This is a genomic window from Mycolicibacterium duvalii (assembly GCF_010726645.1).
In the GTDB taxonomy this organism is placed as follows: domain Bacteria; phylum Actinomycetota; class Actinomycetes; order Mycobacteriales; family Mycobacteriaceae; genus Mycobacterium; species Mycobacterium duvalii.
In genome coordinates, this window is the sequence record NZ_AP022563.1 from 5,210,980 (window position 1) to 5,231,611 (window position 20,632).

Consider the following 20,632-nt stretch of genomic DNA (forward strand, 5'->3'; position numbering starts at 1 on the left):
CCGTCAGGCCGGCGTATCGGCCAGCTCGGCGCCGATGCGCAGCAGCGCCCCGGTGGCGCTGCCGATCGCGAACTCGGTCTGCTTGGCCGCCAGGAAATACCGGTGCACGGGGTGGTCGATGTCGATGCCGACGCCGCCGTGGACGTGAACCGCGGTGTGGGACACGCGATGGCCGGCCTCGGCCGCCCAGAACGCTGCGGTGTCGACGTCGACGTCGGCCGGCAGGCCCTCCGACAGTCGCCACGCAGCCTGGGTGACCGTCATCCGCAGTGCTTTGACGTCGATGTAGCCGTCGGCAAGGCGCGACGACACCGCCTGGAAGCTGCCGATCGGCCGGTCGAACTGCTCGCGCTCGCGGGCATAGGCCGCGGTCAGCTCCAGGGCGCGTTCCACCACGCCGAGCTGGTAAGCGCTGCGGCCCAGCGACAGGCGGGTCCGCACCCAGGTCAGCGCCGGATCGCCGGCGGCGAGCACCCGGTCGCCGCCGACTTCGACGTCGGACAGCGTCACGTGGCCCACGCTGGTGCGGCCGGTGACCGCGAGGGCCTCGACGCTCACCCCCGGGTCGTCGGCGGCGATGACGAAGACGCGCAGCCCGGCGTCGGTTTCGGCGGGGACGAGGAACGCGTCGGCGACCGGACCATAGGGCACCTGGGTGCGCGCCCCGGTCAGCCGGAAGCCGCCGCCGGTGCCGGCGTTGGCCCGCACCGGGCCGTCACCCATATCCGCGTCGAGCGCCACCGTCAGGATCTTCTCGCCCCTGATCGCCGGGGCCGCCCACTGTTGCGCCAGCGGCTCCAGACCGAACTCGGCCACCGCTCCGGCGCCGACCACCGCCGATTCCAGGTAGGGCACCGCGGCCATCTGCCGGCCCAGTGCGACCAGGACCGCGATCTGTTCGAGCAGACCGAATCCACCGCCGCCCAACGACTCCGGAGCCGCGGCCGACAGGATGTCAGCGTCGACCAGCTTGCCCCACAGCGCACGGTCCACGCGTTGCTCGAGCCCGTCGAGCTCGCGCTGATGCTCCGGCGTGCACACCGATTCGGTGATGGTGCGCACCAACCCGCCGAGATCCTCGGCGGCCTCGGTTGACGAAAAGTCCATGTGCGGTCTCCTTCTCAGCGGTTCACGCGGGGCAGGCCGAGCGCGACCATGCCGATGATGTCGCGTTGGATCTCGTTGGTGCCGCCACCGAACGTCAGGATCAGGCAGGACCGGTGCATCCGCTCCACCCGCCCCCGCAACAGCGCGCCCTTCGAATCGGGGCGCAGCGTGGCGGCGCTGCCCAGCACCTCCATCAGCAACCGGTAGGCCTCGGTGGCCAACTCGGTGCCGAACACCTTGGCCGCCGACGCGTCGGCCGGCGACGGTGCGGCTTCGGTGGAGGCCAGCTCCCAGTTGATCAACTTGAGAACTTCGGCCTTGGCGTGCACGCGCGCCAGATTCAGCTGCACCCACTGCGCATCGATGAGCCGCTTACCGTGCACGTCCTTGGTGTTCTGCGCCCACTCCCGGACCCCGTCGAGGGCGACGAAGATCGGCTGCGCCGACACCAACGCGACGCGTTCGTGGTTGAGCTGGTTGGTGACCAGCTTCCAGCCGGCGTTCTCCTCCCCGACCAGGTTGGAAACCGGGACCCGAACGTCCTGGTAGTAGGTCGCGCTGGTGTCCACGCCCGACATCGTGTGCACCGGCGTCCAGGAGAAGCCGTCCGCGGTCGTGGGCACGATGAGCATCGAAATGCCCCGGTGCTTTTTGGCTTCCGGATTGGTGCGCACGGCCAGCCATACGTAGTCGGCGTAGGCGATCAGCGACGTCCACATCTTCTGGCCGTTGATGACGTACTCGTCGCCGTCGCGCACCGCGGTGGTGCGCAGCGCCGCCAGGTCGGTGCCCGCGCCGGGCTCGGAGTAGCCGATCGAGAAGTGCAGATCTCCTGAGGCAATGCGCGGCAGGAAGAACTTCTTCTGTTCTTCGGTGCCGAACGCCATGATCGTCGGCGCCACGCTGTTGATGGTCAGGAACGGCACGGGGACGTTGGCGATCGCGGCCTCGTCGTTGAAGATCAGCCCGTCCATCGGCGGGCGCGCCTGACCGCCGAACTCCTCGGGCCACGACAGCGTCAGCCAGCCGTCCTTGCCCATCTGCGCGACGGTCTCGCGGTAGACGTTGCCGCGGCCGACCTCGCCGTCGTTACTCGCCAGCGCCTCCGCGCGTTCGGGAGTCATCAGCTTGGCGAAATACGCGCGCAACTCGCGGCGTAGCTCCTCCTGTTCAGGGGTGTAGCCGATTCGCATCGCGCCGTCCTCACTTGTCTGCCAGCCTGGTCCGAAGGTGCCGTCCGAGCTGTCAACGCACACCTCGGCGGTTCCCCGGTTGTAACACGTTCTAGTCTTGGGGTCCAGGGTGGTGCGACACTGACCACCGAGCTCGGACCATCAGCGAAGGACCGACAGGAGGAACTCATGCGAGTGGAAGTCGACCGCGACCGCTGCGAGGGCAACGCGGTGTGCGTCGGAATCGCCCCGGACCTGTTCGACCTCGACGACGAGGACTACGCCGTCGTCAAGGCCGACCCGGTGCCCGCCGACCAGGAGGCGCTGGCCGAACAGGCCGTCAATGAGTGCCCCCGAGCTGCCCTGATCCGCCGCGACTAGAGGTATTCGTAAATTGAGTCACACTGATCTGTCCGGCCGCGTCGCGGTCGTCACCGGTGCCGCCGCGGGCCTCGGCCGAGCCGAGGCCGTGGGGTTGGCCCGTTCCGGCGCAACCGTGGTGGTCAACGACATCGCATCGGCGTTGGACGCCTCCGACGTGCTCGACGAGATCTCCGCGGCCGGCGCCAAGGGCGTCGCGGTGGCCGGCGACATCAGTGCGCGCAGCACCGCCGACGAGTTGGTCGAGACCGCTGATGGGCTCGGTGGTCTGAACATCGTCGTCAACAACGCCGGTATCACGCGTGACCGCATCCTGTTCAACATGACCGACGAGGAGTGGGACGCGGTCATCGCGGTGCATCTGCGGGGCCACTTCCTGTTGACCCGCAATGCCGCGACGTACTGGCGGAGCAAGGCCAAAGAGGGCGATGGTCAGGTCTACGGCCGGATCATCAACACCTCATCGGAGGCCGGTCTGTCCGGACCGGTGGGCCAGCCCAACTACGGAGCGGCCAAGGCCGGTATCACCGCGCTGACCCTGTCGGCCGCGCGTGCGCTGCATCGCTTCGGCGTGCGGGCCAACGCCATCGCGCCGCGAGCCCGCACCGCGATGACCGCCGGCGTTTTCGGCGACGCGCCGGACCTGCCGGAAGGCGCGGTCGACCCGCTGTCCCCGGAGCACGTCGTCAATCTCGTGCACTATCTGGCGTCACCGGCCAGTGAAGCCGTCAACGGACAGCTGTTCATCGTCTATGGTCCGACCGTGACCCTGCTCGCGGCGCCGACGGCCGAGCGGCAATTCACCGCCGACGGGGACATCTGGGATCCGACACTGCTGTCGGAGACCTTGGCGGACTACTTTGCTGACCGCGACCCCGAGCGGAATTTCTCCGCGGCCATGGGGCTGGGTGACCCGAACTGACCACGGGGGCGCCGCAGCGCCGCACTCTACTAGAACACGTTCTAGAATGACCTGGGTCACAGTTGCTTTGACGTGCGCAAACATAACAACTTACGTCACATTAGCCAGCTTTGACACCGCGAACACGTTCTAGTTAGTATGATCCGGCTCACCAGGAGCAACGTATCTGACCAGGGCGGGGAGGCGGCGCGGGCGGACGTTTTGCGGTTGTTCGCCACGGCCGGGTCCCCGGTGCCCCGTCCCCAAGGAACGGAGTCGACTTGATCGAACAGCTTGCGGCGCCTGCGCGGGCCGTGGGCGGGTTCGTCGAAATGTCCCTGGACACCTTCGTCAAAGCCTTCCGTCGTCCCTTTCAGTTCCGCGAGTTCCTGGATCAGACCTGGATGATCGCGCGCGTCTCGCTGGTCCCGACGCTGTTGGTCGCGATTCCGTTCACCGTGCTGGTGGCGTTCACGCTGAACATCCTGCTGCGCGAGATCGGTGCGGCCGACCTCTCCGGCGCCGGGACCGCATTCGGCACCATCACCCAGCTCGGTCCGGTGGTCACGGTGCTCGTCGTGGCCGGTGCCGGAGCCACGGCCATCTGCGCCGACCTCGGTGCGCGCACCATCCGCGAGGAGATCGACGCGATGCGAGTGCTGGGCATCGATCCCATCCAGCGCCTGGTGGTGCCGCGCGTGCTCGCCTCGACGTTCGTGGCGCTGTTGCTCAACGGGTTGGTCTGCCTGATCGGCCTGTCGGGCGGTTATGTGTTCTCGGTGTTCCTGCAGGGGGTCAACCCGGGCGCGTTCATCAACGGACTGACCGTGCTGACCGGCCTGCCCGAGTTGATCCTCGCCGAGATCAAGGCACTGCTGTTCGGCGTGGTGGCCGGATTGGTGGGCTGCTACCGCGGTCTGACCGTGAAGGGCGGCCCGAAGGGTGTCGGCAACGCCGTCAACGAGACCGTGGTCTATGCCTTCATCTGTCTTTTCGTCATCAACGTGCTGATGACCGCGGTCGGCGTGCGGGTGCTGGACGCATGAGCTACGACGCCACCCTTCGCCTGCGCAGGATGCTGCGCGGGGTGCCCAGAGTCGTCGACTCGATCGGCGAGCAGGCGCTGTTCTACGGCGAGACTTTCCGCTACATCCCCAACGCGGCCACCAGGTACCGCAAGGAGACCATCCGGCTGATCGCCGAGATGTCCATGGGCACCGGCGCATTGATCATGATCGGCGGCACGGTCGGGGTGGCGGCTTTCATGACGCTGGCCTCCGGCGGCGTCATCGCGGTGCAGGGCTACTCCTCGCTGGGCAACATCGGCATCGAAGCGCTGACCGGCTTCTTGTCGGCGTTCCTCAACGTGCGCATCGTCGCGCCGGTCATCGCCGGCATCGCGCTGGCGGCCACCATCGGGGCCGGCGCCACGGCACAGTTGGGCGCTATGCGCGTGGCCGAGGAGATCGACGCCGTGGAAGCGATGGCCGTGCACGCGGTTTCGTACCTGGTGTCCACCCGGATCATCGCCGGGCTGATCGCGATCGTGCCGTTGTACGCGCTGTCGGTGCTCGCCGCGTTCTTCGCCGCGCGTTTCACCACCGTCTACATCAACGGGCAGTCGGCCGGCCTGTACGACCACTACTTCAACACGTTCCTGATACCGAGTGACCTGCTGTGGTCCTTCCTGCAGGCCATCGTGATGGCCGTGGCGGTGATGCTGGTGCACACCTACTACGGCTACAACGCCTCCGGTGGCCCGGTCGGCGTGGGCATCGCGGTCGGTCAGGCCGTGCGCACGTCACTGATCGTGGTGGTGACGATCGTGCTGTTCATCTCGCTCGCCGTCTACGGCGCGTCCGGCAACTTCAACCTCTCCGGATAAGCGAAAGGGCAAGGAACAAAGACGATGTCCGACGGTGACGCCAAGCGCAGCCATGTGAGGATCGCTGCGGCGATCCTGGCTGCAGTGGTGCTCGCCGCGGCCGTGTTCACCTACCTGTCCTACACCGCGGCGTTCACGCCGACCGACAAGATCACCGTGCTCTCGCCGCGGGCCGGGCTGGTGATGGAACAGGATGCGAAGGTCAAGTACCGCGGCATCCAGGTCGGCAAGGTCGAGTCGATCGAGTACGCAGGCCGCGACGCCAAGCTCACGCTCGCGATCAACCGCTCCGACCTGGGCTACATCCCCGCCAACGCCGGGGTGCGCATCGGCGGCACCACGATCTTCGGTGCCAAGTCGGTGGAGTTCCTGCCCCCGGAGGAGAGCACCGGTCGCGCGCTGCAGCCCGGCGCCGAGGTCGCCGCTCAGGACGTGCAGCTGGAAGTCAACACGCTGTTCCAGGACCTGACCGACCTGCTCGAGAAGATCGACCCGATCAACCTCAACGCCACGGTCTCGGCGCTCGCCGAGGGGCTGCGCGGCAACGGCGAGGATCTCGGCGAGCTGATCGCCGGCCTGAACTACTATCTCGCGCAGCTCAATCCGAAGCTGCCGACCTTGCGCGAGGACATCCGCCAGACCGCGGTCGTCGCCGACATCTACGGCGACGCGGGACCTGATCTGGCCCGCATCCTCGACAACGCGCCGGCGATCGCCACCACGGTGGTCGATGAGCAGGACAACCTGACCACCACGCTCCTGGCGGCCACCGGGCTGGCCAACAACGGCACCGCGACCCTGGAGCCGGGCGCCGACGACTACATCGCGGCGATCCAGCGGCTGCGGGTCCCGTTGAAGGTGCTCGGCGACTACTCGCCGCAGTATCCCTGCCTGCTGCAGGCGATCGACCTGGCCATCGACCGCTTCGGCCCGATCATCGGCGGCACCCGGCCGGGTCTGTTCGTCTCGTCGAACTTCCTGCCCGGCTCGCCGGCCTACACCTATCCCGAGAGCCTGCCGATCGTCAACGCGACCGGCGGCCCCAACTGCCGCGGTCTGCCGAACATGCCGTCCAAGCAGTACGGCGGTTCGTGGTACCGTGCGCCGTTCCTGGTCACCGACAACGCCTACGTCCCCTATCAGCCGAACACCGAGTTGCAGTTCGACGCGCCGTCGACGCTGCAGTTCCTGTTCAACGGGGCGTTCGCGGAACGGGATGATTTCTGATGTCTGACCGGCGCAACCTGATCAGTGTCTCGGTGTTCACCGTGGTGATGTTGTTGGTCGCGGCGATGCTGATCGTCGTGTTCGGCGAGTTCCGGTTCGCCTCGAGCAACTCCTTCCGCGCCACTTTCTCCGAGGCCTCGCGGCTGAAGTCCGGTCAGGACGTGCGCATCGCCGGGGTTCCAGTCGGCTCGGTCAAAGACGTCACGCTCAACCCGGACAACACCGTCGACGTCAGCTTCGACATCGACGAGCGCTATCAGCTCTACACCTCGACCCGCGCGGCGGTCCGGTACGAGAATCTCGTCGGCGACCGCTACCTTGAGATCACCTCGGGCCCGGGAGAATTACGTAAGCTGCCGCCCGGGGGGATGATCCCGAAGGAGAACACCGCGCCGGCACTCGATCTGGACGCGCTGTTGGGCGGGCTGCGCCCGGTGGTCAAGGGCCTCGACGGGTCGAAGGTCAACGAACTGTCCGGGGCGGTCATCGAATTGCTGCAGGGCCAGGGGGGCGCGCTGTCGAGCATGCTGGCCAGCACCAGTGCGTTCAGCCAGAACCTGGCCGCCCGCGACCAGCTGATCGGCGAGGTGATCGACAACCTCAACATCGTGCTGGCCACCGTCGACGAGAAGGGCGCCGAGTTCGACGCCAGCGTCGATCGGCTGCAGCAGCTGATCACGGGCCTCAGCGAGGGTCGCGACCCGATCGCCGGCGCGATCGGCCCTCTGGCCACCGCGGAGAACGACCTGACCGAGATGCTGAAGAGCTCGCGCCGACCGCTGCAGGGCGTCATCGAGCAGCTGCGACCGCTGGCCACCGAGCTCGACGACCGCAAGGCCGAGGTCAACGAGGTCATCGAACCGCTCGCGGAGAATTACCTGCGGCTCAACGCTTTGGGGGCCTACGGTTCGTTCTTCAACATCTTCTACTGTTCGACCCGGCTGAAGATCAACGGCCCCGCGGGCAGCGACATCCTGGTTCCGTTCGGCGGTCCGCCGGACCCGTCGAAGGGGAGGTGCTCGGAGGATGGCTAAGGCCGACGACTCGAATCCGTTGCGCACCGGCATCTTCGGCATCGTGCTGGTGGCGTGTCTGGTGATCGTGGCCTTCGGCTACACCAGCCTGCCGTTCTTCCCGCAGGGCAAGACGTACGAGGCCTACTTTTCCGACGCCGGCGGCATCACCCCCGGCAATGACGTCAACGTCTCGGGCATCCCCGTGGGCACTGTCAAAGACGTGGCGCTGGCCGGCGACGCCGCCAAGGTCACCTTCACCGTCAAGCGCGACATCACCGTCGGTGACCAATCGCTGGTCGCGATCAAGACCGACACCGTGCTGGGGGAGAAGTCGCTGTCGGTGACACCCAAGGGTGGCGGTTCGTCGACGGTGATCCCGTTGGGCCGCACCACCACTCCGTACACGCTCAACACCGCACTGCAGGATCTGGGCGGCAACACCGCCGCGCTGGACAAGCCCCAACTCGAGCAGGCGTTGCAGACGCTGACCGCTTCGCTGCGCGACGCGACACCGCAGCTGCGCGGCGCGCTCGACGGTATCGCCGACCTGTCGCGCACCCTCAACAAGCGTGACGAGGCACTCGCGCAACTGCTCGGCCACGCCAAGCGGGTCTCGGACACGCTGGCGGCCCGATCCGGTCAGGTGAACCAGTTGATCACCGACGGAAACCTGCTCTTCGCCGCGCTCGACGAGCGGCGCCAGGCGCTGTCGAACCTCATCGCCGGCATCGACGATGTCTCCGAACAGCTTTCCGGGTTCGTCGCAGACAACCGTCGCGAGTTCGGGCCCGCGCTGGAGAAGCTGAACCTGGTGATGGACAACCTGCTCGAACGCCGCGAGCACATCGGTGAGGCGCTGCGTCGGCTGCCGCCGTATGCCACCGCGCTCGGCGAGGTCGTCGGCTCGGCGCCGGGCTTCCAGATCAACCTGTACGGTCTGCCGCCGGCACCCATCGCCGAGGTGCTGCTGGACTTCTACTTCCAGCCCGGCAAGTTGCCGGACAGCCTTTCCGACATGCTGCGCGGATACATCTCCGAGCGGCTCATCATCAGGCCGAAGTCGCCATGAGTATCACCGAGAAGATCAACACACGCAGCCGCGCGGTACGCGCCTCGCTGGCACTGCTGCTCGTCGTCGTGCTCGCCGTCGGGGTCTTCCTGGTCTGGCCCACGCGCAGCGGCACCAAGATCGTCGCGTACTTCACCAGCGCGGTCGGGCTGTATCCCGGCGACGACGTGCGCATCGTCGGCGTCCCGGTCGGCAAGATCGACTCCATCGACCCGCGCGCCTCCGATGTGCGGATCACGATGACACTCGACCACGGGGTGCAGCTGCCCGCCGATGCCAAGGCTCTCATCGTCGCGCCGAATCTGGTGTCGGCGAGGTTCATTCAGCTCACTCCCGCCTACACCGGCGGTGAGGCGATGGCCGACGGCGCCACCATCGGGCTCGACAGGACCGCGGTGCCGGTCGAGTGGGACGAGGTCAAAGAGCAGCTGACGGAACTGGCGCAGGAGCTCGGGCCGCAGGCGGGCGATGTGCAGGGCCCGATCGCCTCGTTCGTCAACCAGGCCGCCGACACGTTCGACGGCAACGGCGACTCGTTCCGGCAGGCGCTGCGCGAGCTGTCGCAGACCGCCGGGCGTCTCGGCGACTCACGCACCGACATCTTCGGCACGATCCGGAATCTGCAGGTGCTCGTCGATGCGCTGTCGAACAGCAACGAACAGATCGTGCAGTTCTCCAACCACGTGGCGTCGGTGTCGCAGGTGCTCGCCGACAGCACGGTCGGGCTCGACCAGACCCTCGGAACGCTCAACCAGGCCCTCGGGGACGTCCGCGGCTTCCTCGGTGAGCACAACGAGGCGCTCATCGGTCAGGTCAACCGGCTGACCGACTTCACCAACCTGCTCACCGAGCACAGCGACGACATCGAGCAGATCCTGCACGTGACCCCCAACGGCCTGGCGAACTTCTACAACATCTACAACCCGGCCCAGGGCACCGTCGGTGGCGTGCTGTCGCTGCCCAACTTCGCCAACCCGGTCCAGTTCATCTGTGGCGGCACGTTCGATGCGGCGATGTCGACCGACAACTACAAGCGCGCCGAGATCTGCCGGCAGCGGATGGGCCCGGTGCTCAAGCGCATCACGATGAACTACCCGCCGGTGATGTTCCACCCGATCAACAGCATCACCGCCTACAAGGGTCAGATCATCTACGACACCCCGGCGACCGAGGCGAAGGCGAAGACACCGGTGCCCTACCTGCAGTGGCAGAACGCGCCCGGGGTGACCCCGCCGGAGGTGCCGATCGACGCCGATCTGAGCACGTTCTTCCTGCCCAAGACCGACGCGGCTGCGCCCGTGGCCGACTCCGCGCACGGCCAGCCCGGCGCCGCGCCGGGACCGGGGCCGCTGCCAGCCGGGGAGGGACCGCGATGAGCGCGCGCACACTCACGCGCTGGTCGGTGCGCGCCGTCGCCATCGGCAGCGGCGCGGCGCTGCTGGCCGGCTGCCAGTTCGGCGGTCTGAACTCGCTGAACATGCCCGGCACCGCCGGGCACGGGCCCGGATCGTTCGACGTCACCGTCGAGCTGCCCGACGTCGCCACCCTGCCGCAGAACTCACCGGTGATGGTCGACGACGTCACCGTGGGCAGCGTCTCGGGGATCGACGCGGTCCAACGTGCCGACGGCACGTTCTACGCGGCGGTGCAACTGTCGATCGAGGGCAACGTGAACCTGCCCGAGAACTCGGAGGTCCAGGTCGCGCAGACCTCGCTGCTGGGTTCCCAGCACATCGAGCTGGCCGCCCCCGTCGGCGAGCGGCCGGTGGGCCGGCTCGGTGACGGTTCGCGCATCCCGATCGACCGCGCCGGCCGCTACCCGACCACCGAAGAGGTGCTGTCCTCCCTGGGGGTGGTGGTCAACAAGGGCAACCTCGGCGCACTGCAGGACATCACCGACGAGGCGTACGCGGCCGTCGCCGGTCGCCGGGACCGCTTCACCGACCTGATCCCGCGGCTGGCCGAACTGACCGCGTCGCTGCAGGAGCAGACCGACGACATCATCGCCGCCGCCGACGGTCTGAACCGCTTCGCCGGGATCCTGGCCCGCAGCCGGGACAGCCTGGGCCGCACGCTCGACACGCTGCCGGGCGCGCTGGAGGTGCTCAACAACAACCGGGCCAGCATCGTCGAGACGTTCACCGCCCTGCGCAGTTTCGCCAACGTCGCGTCGCGGATGCTCTCGCAGACCAAGGACGACTTCGCCGCCGACCTGGTCAGCCTCTATCCGGTGATCAAGGCGCTCAGCGAGAACCGGTCGGAGCTGGTCAAGGACCTGCAGCTGTTGCCGACCTTCCCGTTCGTCAGCAAGAACATCAAACGCGCCGTCCGCGGTGACTACCTCAACGTGTTCACCACGTTCGACCTGACCCTGCGGCGGATCGGCGAATCGGTGTTCACCACGTCGCTGGGCCTCGACCCGAACATGAAACGCATGGACGAGATCATCAACCCGCCCGACTTCCTGATCGGGTCCATGGCCAACCTGTCCGGCCAGGCTGCCGACCCGTTCAAGATCCCGCCGGGACCGGCCGGAGGGGAGCCACCGCGATGATCGATCGTCTGACCCGCATCCAGCTGAGCATCTTCGCGCTGGTCACGGTCATCACCGTCGGTGCCACGGCGCTGTTCTATCTGCAGGTGCCGGCCGCGCTGGGGATCGGCGTCTACAACGTGTCGGCGAATTTCGAAGCGGGCGGCGGCATCTACGAGAACGCCAACGTCACCTACCGGGGCGTGACCGTCGGGCGGGTGGAGTCGGTCGCGCTGTCCGATGACAGCGTGGTGGCGCGGATGCGTCTGAACAACGGCACCCCGGTGCCGGCGAATGTGACCGCCACCGTCAAGAGCATGTCCGCGATCGGTGAGCAGTACATCGACCTCGTGCCGCCCGAGGATGCCTCGGAGCAGATGCTGGCCGACGGAGCCGACATCGGGCTGGACCGCACCGAGATCGGACAGGACATCTCGGGACTGCTCGACAGCGCCGACGCACTGGTCAACAGCATCGGCAACACCCGGTTGCAGGATCTGCTGCGCGAGTCGTTCGCGGCATTCAACGGGTCGGGCCCCGAGCTGGCGCGGATGATCGAGTCGGCCCGGCTGCTGGTCGACGAGGCCAACGCCAACTACCAGCCGGTCGAGCAGCTCATCGACCAGGCCGGTCCGTTGCTGGCCGCTCAGATCCGCAGCGGCGACGACATCCGGTCGCTGGCCGACGGGTTGGCGCGGCTGACCACCGAGGTCGCCAACGCCGATCCGCAGCTGCGCACCACCCTGCAGACCGCACCCGGCACGATCGAGGTGGCCAACGAGACCTTCACCGGGATCCGGCCGTCGTTCCCGATGCTGGCGGCCAACCTGGCCAACTTCGGCCGCATCGGCGTGATCTACCACAAGTCGATCGAACAGGCGCTGGTGATCTTCCCCGCCCTGTTCGCCGCGCTGCTCACCGTCGGCGGTGGGGTGCCGACAGACGAGGGCGGCAAGCTCGACTTCAAGATCGATCTGGGGGATCCGCCGCCGTGCTCGGTCGGCTTCATCCCCCCGACCCAGATCCGGTCGCCGGCCGACACCACGGTGCGCGAACTGCCCACCGACATGTACTGCAAGGTGCCGCACAACGACCCCAGCGTGGTCCGCGGCGCGCGCAACTACCCCTGCATGGAGTACCCGGGCAAGCGCGCACCGACGATCCAGCTCTGCCGCGACCCGAAGGGGTACGTGCCCATCGGGTCGAACCCGTGGCGCGGGCCGCCGGTACCGGTCGGCACCCCGATCGAGGACGGCCGCAACATCCTGCCGCCGAACAAGTTCCCGATGATCCCGCCGCAGGTGGATCCCGATCCCGGGCCGCCGGTGGTGCAGTTGCCGCCGGGTGTGCCGCCCGGACCCGGACCGGCGCCGCACGCGCCCTACCCGCTGCCGGTGCCGCCCGTCGAGCCGGGCATCCCGCCGCCGTGGCCGTACTTCTCGCCGCCCGACCACGTGGTGCCGCCCTACGGCCGGACCCCACCGGCGCCGGCGCCGGCGCCAGCTCCGGCACCGGCACCAGCACCGGCGCCCGGACCGCTGCCCGCCGAGGCGGCGCTGGCCAGCGGGACCTCAGTGGCCACCTATGATGAGAACACCGGCGTGTTCGTCGATCCGCAGGGCGGTACCGGCGTCTTCGCCCCGGGCCTGGCCAAGCAAGCGCCGGCCGAGAATTGGGTAGATCTGATGTTGTCTCCGGAGCAGGTGTAGTGAGCAGTCAACCGTCGGCCACAGGCCTGGCGACCAAACCCCCAGGGCGGCAGCGCCGTAAGGCGTCCCGCGCGGCGGGCCCGGCCGCGGGCGCGGCGGCGACGGTCAACGTCCCGGTCGGCACCGTGGCTGCCCGGCCGGTCAGCCGGCCCGGGCCGCCGCCGCGCCGGACGCCCAACCGGCGGGCCGTGCTGCTCGCATCGCTGGCCGCGGCGGTCATCCTGCTGGCCGTCCTGTCGTGGGGGGTGTTCGCGATGCTGGTCCAGCAGCGCGCCGACGAAGCCGTCGCGCAGCGGGAGCAGCGGTTCGTCGACACCGCATCACAGGTCGTGGTGAACATGTTCAGCTACAACCAGGACAACATCGACCAGAGCGTGGACAGGTTCGTCGACAGCACCAGCGGCCCGCTGCGGGACATGCTCAGTCAGAACAACAACGTCGACAACCTCAAGGCGATCTTCCGCAGCACCATGGCCAACTCCGAAGCGGTCATCAACGGTGCCGCGCTGGAGAGCGTCGACGAGATCGCGAACAACGCAGAGGTCCTGGTGTCGGTCCGGGTGACGGTGACCGACCTCGACGGCACCAACGCGCCATCGCAGCCCTACCGGCTGCGCATCACGGTGCACGAGGACGACAACGGCCACATGACCGGTTACGACGTCAAGTACCCCGACGGCGGCAACTGATGGGTAAGTGGACAGCCAGGCTGATCGGATCGGTCGCGGTGCTGCTGGGCACGGCCGTGGTCGCGCTCGCCGCGGTGGGCGGCTCACTGTACTGGGACGCGGTGCAGCGCAACGGTGAGCAGTCCGCCCGCGACGAGGTCACCCCGCTTGCGCGTGAACAGATCCCGCGGGTCTTCGGCTTCGACTACCAGACGGTGGAGACCAACTTCACCGAGGTGTACCAGTTCCTGACGCCCGAGTACCGCGACGAGTTCATCGAACGCACCACCAATGAGATCATCCCGCAGGCGCGCGAACGCCAGCTGGTCAGCCAGGCCAACGTGGTCGGGGCAGGGGTGCTGGACGCCGAGCGCACCGCCGCCTCGGTGATGGTGTACATGAACCGCACGGTCACGGAGAAGGCCGGCAAACCCGTCTACGACGGCAGCCGGCTACGGGTCGACTACCAGAAGATCGACGGGAAGTGGCTGATCGACCACATCACGCCGATCTGAGTCAGTCCTGTTTGGCCAGGGCGTCGAGGAAGGCTCGGGCCCAGCGGTCCACGTCGTGGGCCAGCACCTGCCGGCGCAGCGCGCGCATCCGTCGCCGGCCCTCTTCGGGGGTCTGGTTCAGCGCCGACTCGATCGCGTTCTTGACCCCGTCGAGATCGTGCGGGTTGGCCAGGTAGGCCTGGCGCAGCTCGGCGGCCGCGCCGGTGAACTCGCTGAGCACCAGCGCACCCCCGAGGTCGCTGCGGCACGCCACATACTCCTTGGCGACCAGGTTCATGCCGTCGCGCAGCGGCGTCACCAGCATGACGTCGGCGGCGACGAAGAACGCCACCAGATCCTCCCGCGGGATCGGGCGGTGCAGGTAATGCACCACCGGGTGACCGACCTCGCCGAACTCGCCGTTGATGTGCCCGACCTGGCGCTCGATGTCCTCGCGCATGACGATGTAGCTCTCGACGCGTTCCCGGCTGGGCGTGGCCAGCTGCACCAACACGGTGTCCTCGCGGTCGACGCGGCCCTCCTCGAGCAGCTCGGCGAACGCATTCAGCCGCACGTCAATGCCCTTGGTGTAGTCCAGCCGGTCCACTCCGAGCAGGATCTTGCGGGGTTTACCCAGCTCGGCGCGCAGCTCCTTGGCGCGCTGCCGGATGGCGCGGCTGCGGGCTTGCTGGTCGAGATCGGTGGAATCGATCGAGATCGGGAAGGCGCCGACCTTGACCGTGCGGAAGCCGTGCTGCACCTCGCCGAAGCGCGACCGCACCCCGACCGACGCGCGCGTCGTGTTGGCGCCCAGCAGCCGGCGGGCCAGGATCAGGAAGTTCTGTGCGCCACCGGGCAGGTGGAAGCCCACCAGATCGGCGCCCAGCAGCCCTTCGATGATCTCGCTGCGCCACGGCATCTGCATGAACAGCTCGACCGGGGGAAAGGGGATGTGCAGGAAGAAGCCGATGGTCAGGTCCGGTCGCAGCATCCGCAGCATCTTCGGCACCAGCTGCAGCTGGTAGTCCTGCACCCACACCGTGGCGCCCTCGGCAGCCGTGGCCGCGGTGGCCTCGGCGAAGCGGCGGTTCACCTCGACATAGCGGTCCCACCATTTCCGGTGGTAGGTGGGTTTGACGATGACGTCGTGATACAGCGGCCACAGCGTCGCGTTGGAGAACCCCTCGTAGTACTGCGCGACGTCGTCGGCCGACAACCGCACCGGGACGAGGTACAGATCACCGTCCTCGATGGGTTCTTCGGCGTCGGGGTCGTCCGGATCGTGCGGGACGCCGGCCCAGCCGATCCAGGCACCGCGACGGCGGCGCAGCAGCGGCTCCAAGGCGGTGACCAGGCCGCCCGGGCTGCGTTTCCACTCGACAGTGCCGTCGGGCCGACGCACCATGTCGATCGGCAGCCGGTTGGCCACCACGACAAAGTCGGCCCCGGAGCGGACCTCGGGACCGCCCGCCGACGTCATTACGCGTCGAGCTTCGCCGGTCCGATGCCGAGCATCGACAGGAACACCCGGCACTCGTCGGCGTCGGTGGCGTAGGCGGCGACCACGCGGCGGGCCTGGCGTTCGGTGCTGTCGGCGATCGGTTCGACGTCGCCGAGGTCGGCAGGATCAGATTTCGCTGGCATGAGACAACTCTAGTCACTGCAGGTGAGTACTCAGCCGGTGTGTCGGCCGATACACCGGGGGCCGTAATGTGGCCGACGTGGCAACTCCGGAGCAGGTGACCTACGAAACCCTCGACGAGGGACGGATCGCGCGGATCTGGCTGAACCGGCCCGATGCGCAGAACGCGCAGTCGCGGACTCTGCTGGTACAGCTCGACGAGGCCTTCGCCCGCGCCGAAGCCGACGACGAGGTGCGGGTGGTCATCCTGGCTGCGCGCGGCAAGAACTTCTCCGCCGGACACGACCTCGGGTCGGAGGCCGCGCTGGCCGAGCGCGCGCCGGGGCCGGACCAGCATCCGACGTTCCGCTCCAACGGTGCGACCCGGCCGGCGATCGCGGAGAAGACCTACCTGCAGGAGTGGCACTACTTCTTCGAGAACACCTGCCGGTGGCGCGACCTGCGCAAGATCACCATCGCCCAGGTTCAGGGCAACGCGATCTCCGCGGCGCTGATGTTGATCTGGGCCTGCGATCTGATCGTGGCTGCCGACGACGCGCGGTTCAGCGACGTGGTCGGCGTGCGGATGGGCATGCCCGGCGTCGAGTACTACGCGCACCCGTGGGAGTTCGGCCCGCGAAAGGCCAAGGAGCTGCTGCTCACCGGGGATTCCATCGACGCCGACGAGGCGCACCGCCTCGGCATGGTGTCCAAGATCTTCCCGCGCGAACAACTGGAGGACAAGACACTCGAGTTCGCCCGACGGATCGCCGACCGGCCCACGATGGCCGCGCTGTTGGTCAAGGATTCGGTCAATGCCGCCAGCGACGCGATGGGTTTCACCGAGGCCCTGCGTCACGCGTTCCACATCCATGAGCTCGGCCACGCGCACTGGGCGGCCTACAACGAGAACCGCTACCCGGTGGGCCTGCCCCCCAACGTGCCGGACTGGCGCACGCTCGGCGCGCCGAAGCTGGCCCGCCGCGACGAGCCGTGACGTATAACTAGAACCGGTTCCAGTCAGCTCATCGAAGGAGCAGTGGGTGCAGATCTCGTTGTCGGACAGGACGATTCTGGTCACCGGCGGTGGCAGCGGCATCGGCAAGGCCGTCGCGGAGGCGGTCGTCGCCGCCGGCGGCAACGCGATGCTGATGGGCCGCACGGCCGACAAGCTGGCTGCCGCGGCCGACGAGATCACCTCCGCGGCCGGTGACAGTGGTGGCGCGGTGCGGTTCGAGGCCGGGGACATCACCGACGAGGACGACGTGATCCGGGCGGTCGCGGCGGCGACGGCGTGGACCGGGCGGCTCTACGGTGTGGTGAACTGCGCCGGCGGCAGCGACACCATCGGCCCCATCCCGCAGCTCGATTCGGCGGCCTGGCGGAACCTGTTGGACCTCAACGTCAACGGAACCTTTTATGTGCTCAAGCACTCGGCGCGGGAGATGGTCCGCGGTGGCGGCGGTTCGTTCGTCGGCATCTCGTCGATCGCGGCGAGCAACACCCACCGGTGGTTCGGTGCGTACGGGGTGTCCAAGGCTGCGGTAGATCACCTGATGAAGCTGGCCGCCGACGAACTCGGCCCGTCGTGGGTGCGGGTGAACTGTCTGCGGCCCGGCCTGATCCGCACCGATCTGGTGGCGGCGATCTTCATGTCCCCGGAGGTCAGCGGGGATTACGCCGAGGCCACCCCGCTGCCCCGTCCCGGTGAGGCGCAGGACGTCGCCGACGCGGCGGTGTTCCTGCTGTCCGACGCGTCGAGCTACATCACCGGTCAGGTGATCAACGTCGACGGCGGCATGATGCTGCGCCGCGGACCCGACTTCTCGTCGATGCTGGAGCCGGTGTTCGGCGCCGACGGTCTGCGCGGCGTCGTTCCGGAGTGACGGGTCAGCCGCCCGGTTTCGGACCGCCGGCCTCCCAGGCCGCCAGCGCCCCCATCGCCGACCAGTCCAGCTCGCCGCCGCCACCGGCGAGCAGCGTGAGATAGCGGTCGCGCACCAGGCCGGCCACGGGCAGGGGAACCTGCAGGTCCTCGGCGGCGGCCAGCAGCAGCCGGACATCCTTGAGGCCGAGCCGCGCCGCGAACCCGGCGGGCTCGAACTCCTCGCGTGCCAGCAGCCCGCCGTAGGTGCGGTAGGCCGGTGCGTCGAACAGGGTGGAGGTCAGCAGGTCGAGGAACTCGAGCTTGTCGACGCCGGCCTTGCCGACCAACGCCATTGCCTCGCCCAGTGATTCGATCACCGATGCGATCAGGAAGTTGCCCGACAACTTGACCAGGTGAGCGATGCGGGCCCGGTCGGAGACCACGAAGGTCCGCTGCCCCACCGCGTCGAACAGCGGCGCCAGTGCCTCCATCGCCGGGGCCGGACCGGCCGCCACCACGAAGAGCTTCGCCGCCGTGGCGGCCTCGGGTCTGCCGAAGACCGGTGCGGCGACGAAGACCTGGCCCGCCGCGGTATGCGCGTCGGCCAGCCGCTGTGACAAAGCGACGCTGATGGTGCTGCAGGAGACATGGATGGCGCCGTGGCGCAGCGACTCGATGATGCCCGATTCGCCGAACGTGACCGCCTCGGTGGCGGTGTCGTCGGCGAGCATGGTGACGACGACGTCGGCGTCGCACGCCTGGGCGGGTGAGGCGGCCGCGATCGCACCGCGGGCGGTGAGGGGGCCGACCTTGTCCGGGGATCTGTTGTAGACCGTCAGCTCATGGCCGGCGGCCAGCAGATTCGCGGCCATCGCCGCACCCATGTTGCCCAGCCCGACGAAACCGATCCTCATGCAGTCGGATTATTCACCCCGGCTGCGCGCTTCACCGCGCTGATGATGCCCTGGTATCCCGTGCACCGGCAGAAGTTGCCCGACAGGCCCTCGCGAATATCCTCGTCGGAGGGGGACGGGTTCTCTTGCAGCAGCGCGGTGATGCTGGTGACGAAACCCGGTGTGCAGAAACCACATTGCAGACCGTGGCACTCGCGCAGCGCGGCCTGCACCGGTGACAGCGAGCCGTCCTCGCCGCCGACGCCCTCGACCGTCGTGACCTCCTGACCGTCGACCTGCACGGCGAAGATCAGGCACGAGCGCACCGCCTGGCCGTCGAGCAGCACCGTGCACGCACCACAGGCGCCGTGCTCGCACCCCAGATGCGTTCCGGTCAGCCCGCACTTCTCACGCAGGTAGTCGGCCAGCGTCAGCCGCGGTTCCACGACGTGACGGACGGCGTGGCCGTTCACGGTCATCTCGACAGGGGTCTCGTGCATCTCAGCTTCCTCGTGTCTGGGAGCGAGCCGACGCCAGCGCCCTGGTCAGCGCCCGCGCCACCATGGTCGAACCGACCCGGGCCCGGTAGGTCGCCGAGCCCTGCAGGTCGGCGGGGATGTCGTCGATGGCATCCATCGCCACTCGGCCGATCTCGTCGAGCGCGTCCTCGTCGAGTTCGGCGGCGGCGCGGCCACGCACTGCGTCCTCGGCGGCCGTGCCGCGTAGCGGTGTCGACCCCAGCCCGAGCAGGCCGATCCCGCACCGCGCGACTCGGGAGGAGTCGTCGAGTTCGACGGCCACGACAGCGCCGGCGATGGCGAAATCGCCGTGTCGGCGTGCGAACTCCTCGACGGCGTAACCGCATCTGCCCTGCCACACCGGGAAGCGCACCGCACTGAGGATCTCATCGGCGGCCAGCGAGTTCTCCCAGAGACCGGTGAAGAAGTCGGCGGCGGGTACCGTACGGGTGCCGCGGGACGAGGTCGCCTCCATCTCGGCATCGAGTGCCAGTGCGACGGCGGCATATTCGGCTGCCGGGTCGGCGTGGGCGATGGCTCCGCCGAGTGTGCCCCGAGTTCGGATCTGGAAGTGACCGATGTGCGGGGTGGCCATGGTCAGCAGCGGCGCCGAATCGGCCACCTCGTCGTCCAGGCCGACCAGCGCATGGGAGGTCGTCGCCCCGACGCGCACCGCGCCGTCGACCAGGTCGATGCCGCACAGTTCATCGACGCGGGAGATGTCGATGAGATTCTCGAAATGGGTGAGCCGCATGTTGAGCATCGGCACCAGGCTCTGACCGCCGGCCAGCACCTTGGCGTCGTCGCCGAGGTTGCCGAGCAGCTCGGCGGCCTCGGCGAGAGTGTCCGGACGGTGATAGGCGAACGACGCGGGCTTCATGACATCAGCCGCGACAGCGCAGCGACCAGGTCGTCGAGCGCCGGAGGGGTCTGGGTGCGGCGACGACGCCCCAACAGGAAACCGACCGCCAGGCCGGCAGCCACCCCGGCCGCCACCGGTGCGTAGCGCTTCGCGATCGGCAGCGCGACGACTTTGAACAGATCGACAGAGTCATCGGCCATCTGCGCGGCCGGCGCGGCGGTCTGGGCCTCGGCGGACGGCGCGGAGCGCGGCGCGGCACCGCCGAGCACGTCCGCCTCCAACCGCTGGGCGAACTGCGCGATGAGGTTGCCGGCCACATCGGACAGCACGCCACGTCCGAACTGTGCGGCCTTGCCGGAGATGGTCAGGTCGGTGGTGATGACGACGCCGGTGGCGTCACCTTCGTCCTTGAGCTGTGCGGTCACCAGCGCTGAGGCGTTCCCGCTGCCGCGGGTCTCCTTGCCGTTGGCCTTGATCACCACTCGCTGAGCGGTCTCGTCCTTCTCGGTGAACGTCGCCTCGCCCTGGTAGGACACCGTGATGGGACCGACCTTGACCTTGACGGCCCCGGTGAAGTCGTCGCCGTCGACCGACAGCAGCTGGGCCCCCGGGATGCAGGGGGCCACCCGCTGCACGTCGGTCAGCACCTCCCATGCCGTCGCTGCGGGCACGGGAACGCGAAACTCGTTGACTAGCTCCACTGTTCGTC

General features: G+C 68.3%; 22 protein-coding genes. 14 read left to right on the plus strand and 8 right to left on the minus strand.

The window, feature by feature from the left end:
* Positions 1-3: 3 nt before the first annotated feature.
* Complete coding sequence (locus tag G6N31_RS24715; protein ID WP_098003192.1) at positions 4-1,107, minus strand: acyl-CoA dehydrogenase family protein; 1,104 nt, start codon at positions 1,105-1,107, stop codon at positions 4-6.
* A gap of 14 nt (positions 1,108-1,121) precedes the next feature.
* Positions 1,122-2,300, minus strand: coding sequence for an acyl-CoA dehydrogenase family protein (locus tag G6N31_RS24720; protein ID WP_098003191.1), 1,179 nt, complete (start codon positions 2,298-2,300; stop codon positions 1,122-1,124).
* Positions 2,301-2,468: 168 nt separating this feature from the next.
* Here G6N31_RS24720 and G6N31_RS24725 point away from each other — a divergent pair, with 168 nt between their 5' ends.
* The 12 genes from G6N31_RS24725 to G6N31_RS24780 all read left to right on the plus strand — a co-directional run bounded on the left by G6N31_RS24725 (position 2,469) and on the right by G6N31_RS24780 (position 14,183).
* Positions 2,469-2,660, plus strand: a complete 192-nt coding sequence (locus tag G6N31_RS24725) for a ferredoxin (protein WP_098003190.1) — start codon at positions 2,469-2,471, stop codon at positions 2,658-2,660.
* A 13-nt stretch (positions 2,661-2,673) separates the two neighbouring features.
* Positions 2,674-3,582, plus strand: a complete 909-nt coding sequence (locus G6N31_RS24730; protein ID WP_179964237.1) for a 3-oxoacyl-ACP reductase — start codon at positions 2,674-2,676, stop codon at positions 3,580-3,582.
* Between the two features lie 260 nt (positions 3,583-3,842).
* Complete coding sequence (locus tag G6N31_RS24735) at positions 3,843-4,607, plus strand: MlaE family ABC transporter permease (protein WP_098003188.1); 765 nt, start codon at positions 3,843-3,845, stop codon at positions 4,605-4,607.
* Positions 4,604-5,446 (plus strand): MlaE family ABC transporter permease, encoded by an 843-nt coding sequence (locus G6N31_RS24740; RefSeq protein WP_098003187.1) that lies wholly within the window; start codon positions 4,604-4,606, stop codon positions 5,444-5,446. Before G6N31_RS24735 ends, G6N31_RS24740 begins: the two co-directional genes overlap by 4 nt.
* Before the next feature lie 24 nt (positions 5,447-5,470).
* Positions 5,471-6,673, plus strand: a complete 1,203-nt coding sequence (locus G6N31_RS24745) for an MCE family protein (protein WP_098003186.1) — start codon at positions 5,471-5,473, stop codon at positions 6,671-6,673.
* The gene (locus tag G6N31_RS24750; RefSeq protein WP_098003185.1) at positions 6,673-7,707 is read left to right on the plus strand and encodes an MCE family protein; all 1,035 of its coding nucleotides are present in this window, start codon (positions 6,673-6,675) and stop codon (positions 7,705-7,707) included. The genes G6N31_RS24745 and G6N31_RS24750 overlap by 1 nt, the downstream gene beginning before the upstream one ends.
* Entirely contained in the window at positions 7,700-8,758 is a 1,059-nt protein-coding gene (locus tag G6N31_RS24755) for a virulence factor Mce family protein (RefSeq protein ID WP_098003184.1), read from the plus strand. Before G6N31_RS24750 ends, G6N31_RS24755 begins: the two co-directional genes overlap by 8 nt.
* Complete coding sequence (locus G6N31_RS24760) at positions 8,755-10,134, plus strand: MCE family protein (RefSeq protein WP_098003183.1); 1,380 nt, start codon at positions 8,755-8,757, stop codon at positions 10,132-10,134. The genes G6N31_RS24755 and G6N31_RS24760 overlap by 4 nt, the downstream gene beginning before the upstream one ends.
* Entirely contained in the window at positions 10,131-11,312 is a 1,182-nt protein-coding gene (locus G6N31_RS24765; RefSeq protein WP_163722368.1) for an MCE family protein, read from the plus strand. Before G6N31_RS24760 ends, G6N31_RS24765 begins: the two co-directional genes overlap by 4 nt.
* Positions 11,309-13,000: an MCE family protein gene (locus G6N31_RS24770; RefSeq protein ID WP_098003182.1), complete on the plus strand. Its 1,692-nt coding sequence runs from the start codon at positions 11,309-11,311 to the stop codon at positions 12,998-13,000. Before G6N31_RS24765 ends, G6N31_RS24770 begins: the two co-directional genes overlap by 4 nt.
* A complete protein-coding gene (locus tag G6N31_RS24775; protein WP_098003181.1) occupies positions 13,000-13,689 on the plus strand; it encodes an Rv1363c family protein in 690 nt (229 codons plus the stop codon). The genes G6N31_RS24770 and G6N31_RS24775 overlap by 1 nt, the downstream gene beginning before the upstream one ends.
* Positions 13,689-14,183 carry a mammalian cell entry protein gene (locus tag G6N31_RS24780; RefSeq protein ID WP_098003180.1) on the plus strand — a complete coding sequence of 165 codons (495 nt, stop codon included), beginning with the start codon at positions 13,689-13,691 and terminating at the stop codon, positions 14,181-14,183. Before G6N31_RS24775 ends, G6N31_RS24780 begins: the two co-directional genes overlap by 1 nt.
* 1 nt (position 14,184) lies before the next feature.
* Here the strand turns inward: G6N31_RS24780 and G6N31_RS24785 are convergent, their stop codons facing one another.
* Both G6N31_RS24785 and G6N31_RS27100 read right to left on the minus strand, forming a co-directional pair.
* The gene (locus tag G6N31_RS24785; RefSeq protein ID WP_098003179.1) at positions 14,185-15,642 is read right to left on the minus strand and encodes an alpha,alpha-trehalose-phosphate synthase (UDP-forming); all 1,458 of its coding nucleotides are present in this window, start codon (positions 15,640-15,642) and stop codon (positions 14,185-14,187) included.
* On the minus strand, positions 15,642-15,806 hold the full coding sequence (locus tag G6N31_RS27100; RefSeq protein ID WP_098003178.1) for a hypothetical protein: 165 nt from the start codon (positions 15,804-15,806) through the stop codon (positions 15,642-15,644). The genes G6N31_RS24785 and G6N31_RS27100 overlap by 1 nt, the downstream gene beginning before the upstream one ends.
* Before the next feature lie 77 nt (positions 15,807-15,883).
* Between G6N31_RS27100 and G6N31_RS24790 the strand changes: the two genes are divergently transcribed.
* Both G6N31_RS24790 and G6N31_RS24795 read left to right on the plus strand, forming a co-directional pair.
* Positions 15,884-16,780: an enoyl-CoA hydratase gene (locus G6N31_RS24790; protein ID WP_098003270.1), complete on the plus strand. Its 897-nt coding sequence runs from the start codon at positions 15,884-15,886 to the stop codon at positions 16,778-16,780.
* A gap of 46 nt (positions 16,781-16,826) precedes the next feature.
* Positions 16,827-17,669 carry an SDR family oxidoreductase gene (locus G6N31_RS24795; protein ID WP_098003177.1) on the plus strand — a complete coding sequence of 281 codons (843 nt, stop codon included), beginning with the start codon at positions 16,827-16,829 and terminating at the stop codon, positions 17,667-17,669.
* Positions 17,670-17,673: 4 nt separating this feature from the next.
* Here the strand turns inward: G6N31_RS24795 and G6N31_RS24800 are convergent, their stop codons facing one another.
* Genes G6N31_RS24800 through G6N31_RS24815 form a run of 4 tightly spaced genes read right to left on the minus strand, consistent with a single transcriptional unit; the run spans position 17,674 to position 20,624 of the window.
* Positions 17,674-18,564, minus strand: a complete 891-nt coding sequence (locus G6N31_RS24800) for an NAD(P)-dependent oxidoreductase (RefSeq protein WP_098003176.1) — start codon at positions 18,562-18,564, stop codon at positions 17,674-17,676.
* Positions 18,561-19,043, minus strand: a complete 483-nt coding sequence (locus tag G6N31_RS24805) for a (2Fe-2S)-binding protein (protein ID WP_098003175.1) — start codon at positions 19,041-19,043, stop codon at positions 18,561-18,563. Before G6N31_RS24805 ends, G6N31_RS24800 begins: the two co-directional genes overlap by 4 nt.
* 1 nt (position 19,044) lies before the next feature.
* The gene (locus tag G6N31_RS24810; protein WP_098003174.1) at positions 19,045-19,941 is read right to left on the minus strand and encodes an FAD binding domain-containing protein; all 897 of its coding nucleotides are present in this window, start codon (positions 19,939-19,941) and stop codon (positions 19,045-19,047) included.
* A complete protein-coding gene (locus tag G6N31_RS24815) occupies positions 19,938-20,624 on the minus strand; it encodes an SRPBCC family protein (RefSeq protein ID WP_098003173.1) in 687 nt (228 codons plus the stop codon). The genes G6N31_RS24810 and G6N31_RS24815 overlap by 4 nt, the downstream gene beginning before the upstream one ends.
* Positions 20,625-20,632: the final 8 nt, after the last annotated feature.